Source organism: Allobosea sp., from assembly GCF_030694325.1.
Lineage (GTDB): Bacteria > Pseudomonadota > Alphaproteobacteria > Rhizobiales > Beijerinckiaceae > Allobosea.
In genome coordinates, this window is the sequence record NZ_JAUXYO010000127.1 from 1 (window position 1) to 2,963 (window position 2,963).

General features: G+C 69.8%; 4 protein-coding genes. 2 read left to right on the forward strand and 2 right to left on the reverse strand.

From position 1 onward, the window contains the following. Positions 1–184 (forward strand): DUF6456 domain-containing protein (locus Q8M82_RS07805; protein ID WP_305690806.1); only part of this gene is annotated, 184 nt, incomplete at its 5' end. 11 nt (positions 185–195) lie between these two features. Here the strand turns inward: Q8M82_RS07805 and Q8M82_RS07810 are convergent. Both Q8M82_RS07810 and Q8M82_RS07815 read right to left on the reverse strand, forming a co-directional pair. Continuing rightward, the gene (locus Q8M82_RS07810) at positions 196–624 is read right to left on the reverse strand and encodes a SufE family protein (RefSeq protein WP_305690807.1); all 429 of its coding nucleotides are present in this window, start codon (positions 622–624) and stop codon (positions 196–198) included. Between the two features lie 64 nt (positions 625–688). Further along, positions 689–973, reverse strand: coding sequence for a hypothetical protein (locus Q8M82_RS07815; protein WP_305690808.1), 285 nt, complete (start codon positions 971–973; stop codon positions 689–691). A 322-nt stretch (positions 974–1,295) separates the two neighbouring features. Between Q8M82_RS07815 and Q8M82_RS07820 the strand changes: the two genes are divergently transcribed. After that, a partial coding sequence (locus Q8M82_RS07820; protein WP_305690809.1) for a PAS domain-containing sensor histidine kinase occupies positions 1,296–2,963 on the forward strand: 1,668 nt, incomplete at its 3' end.

Genomic DNA, 2,963 nt, shown 5'->3' on the forward strand with positions numbered 1-2,963 from the left:
CGACGCCGTCGAGCGCGAGCGCGGCTGGCCGGCCCGCTCGGCCAAGGTGGTGCTGCGCCTCGCGCTCGAGGCGCTGGTCGCCCATTACGGCCTCGGGGCGACGCAGGGGGCGGCGCGGACCCGGCCATCTGTGTGGCGGGAGGAGGGCGCGCGACCCACGATCATCTCCGGCCGGGCCGGCTGACGCGAGCCGGGTCAGCCGGCCGCGGCCGCGCGCGCATCGGACTTGATCCGCTCGATCATGGAGCGCACGCCGTTCGAGCGCTGCGGCGTCAGATGCGCCGCAAGCCCGAGCTGCTCATAGGTGGCGAAGGCGTCGGTCGCGATGATCTCGGCCGCAGTCCGGCCAGAATAGATCGCCAGCGTCAGCGCCACCAGCCCGCGCACGATATGGGCGTCGCTGTCGCCGCGGAAGGACAGCCGCGTCTGCGGGCCCGGTCCCGCTTCGGTCTGGGATTCCAGCCAGACCTGGCTGGCACAGCCGCGCACCTTGTTGGCTTCGTTATGGGCCGCCTCCGGCAGGGGCTCCAGGCCCTTGCCGAGCTCGATCAGGTAGCGGTAGCGGTCATCCCACTCCTCGAGCAGGTCGAAATTGGCGACGATCTCGTCCAGGCTGGTGCTCATGGCCTCTCTTCGGCGTCTCGCGCGACGCCGTCAAGCGCGGCACGGCCGCTGACCTTGCGGCCCGTCAGCGCGTTGTGCGCGTGGCCTGCGTATCCCGGCCGGTCGCGGCGGCGGCCGCCATCTCGATCAGGCGCTGGCGCGTTTCGGGGTCGAGCCCGGCGAAGATCTGGGCCGCCTCCCGCGCCGCGGTGAGGCTCGACATCGTGCCCGAGACATCGACGCGGGGTACGCCGGCTGCGACCTTGCGCGCCGTCGCGGCGGCGTCATGCTCCTGCGAACGCTCGCCGTGGACGGGCGAGTGCAGCGCGATCACGCCGATCACCGCCAGACTGCGCAGGATATAGGCCATCGGAACCCCGTCTCGACAGAGGCTCACCCGAGCCTCAACCCGTCCGGATCCTAGCGTGGGACCCGGAAAAATCGCGTCATTCGCGATGGTCAAAGGCCGCGGGCGATCTTCAGCTTCCGTTCACCCTGCCGACAAACAGGGGGACTGTAGCCCTGCCGTAACGTCCGATCGGTCAAAATATTGAAAAGACGAAGGAATCATCACCTTTCGGGAACCGGCCCGACGGCCGCGACGATGCGGCTTTAAGGCCCGCTTAAACCGCGCTGGCGACAGTGGCCGCAAGCGAGCGAACCGCTCGCGGCGATCAGGCGTTGCGTTCCCCATGAAGTTGCAGGCGGTCAGGACACAGGTGGCGGCGATGGTGCACGCATCCGTGCTGCCCCATTCGCTTGAGCGCATGCGGCATGAGCGCTTCATCCTGACGCGCCTGCTCGTCGGCGGCGTCGCGCTCGGCCTGGCGCCGGCCTATCTCGCCTGGCGCGGGACCCTCGGCATGCTGGAGACCGCGATCCTCGTGGCGGCGGCCCTGCCGCTGCTGGCGGTCGTCACTCTCTCGCGGACCGGCCGGCTCGACATCGCCCACGCCATCTCGGCGGCCGCATTGGCGCTCTTCATCGCAGCGCTCGCCGGCATGACCGGGGGTGTCGCGTCTCCGCTCCTGCTCTGGCTCGCCGCGGTCCCAGCGGAAGCGATGTTCTTCGGCGCGCGGCCCTATGTCGCGAGGGCCGGTGGCATCGCCGCCATCGCCCTGATCGCCGTGATGCTGCTCGACCATGCCGGCATCTTCGCCGGACAGGCGGAGTGGTCGCGGGAGATGATGCCGGTTCTGGTCATGCTCGCCATCCTGCAGGCGATGGGGGCCGCGATCGGCTTCCTGCTGCGCCGGCGCGAGGAATTGCGCGAGCACCGGGCCGCCGACCAGCGCGCCCAGCTGCTGCTCGACCATGTCGGTGATCTCGTCACCTGGCACGATGCCACCGGCGCCGTCGTCTTCGCCAATGCGGCGGCCCGCAGCCTCGCCGGAGCCGAGCCGCGCGATCTGCATGGGCGCGGCCTGTTCGAGCGCGTCCATGTCGCGGACCGCCCGCTTTTCCTGAAGGCGCTGAGCGACGCCGCCCATGGCAGCGGCTTTGCCACGGCCTGTTTCCGCACGCTGTTCATGCCCCGGGGCGGCGAGCGCCAGCATCCGGTTTCGCTCTGGCTCGAGATGCAGGCCTGCCGGATCGAAACCGCCACACCCGGCGACAATGCCGCGGTGGTCTGCGTCACGCGCGACATCACGGCCCGCCGCGCCCAGGAGGAAGAGCAGGCTCGCGACCACGCCGAAGCGGTCAAGGCCAGTGATGTCAAGGGCCGCTTCCTGGCCACCGTCAGCCACGAGCTGCGCACGCCGCTCAACGCCATTATCGGCTTCTCGGAGATGCTGAGCGATGAGGGCCAAGCCTGGCTCGATGCCGAGAAGCGGCTCGAATATGCGCGCATCATCCACTCCTCGGGCCACCATCTGCTCGACGTGGTCAACACGCTGCTCGACATCTCCAAGATCGAGAGCGGCACGATGACGATCGACCAGGAGCCGCTCGACCTCGTGGAGATGACGCGCGACTGCGTGGCCCTGATGACCCTGCGCGCCGAGTCCGGCGGCATCGCCCTCGAGCGGGTCGCCGGCCCCGAGCTGCCGCTGGTGCAGGGCGACCGCCGCGCCCTCAAGCAGGTCGTCATCAACCTGCTCTCCAATGCGATCAAGTTCACCCCTGTCGGCGGCCGCGTCGTGCTGGCGGTGGTGCGGGACGGTGATGTCGTCGATCTGTCCGTTTCGGATACGGGCATCGGCATCAGCGCCCAGGACCTGCCGCGCCTCGGCGATCCCTTCTTCCAGGCCAAGGGCTCCTATGACCGCGCCTATGAGGGCACGGGGCTCGGCCTCTCGGTCGTGCGCGGGCTGGTCGGGCTCCATGGCGGGCGGCTGACCATCGAGAGCGCACCGGGC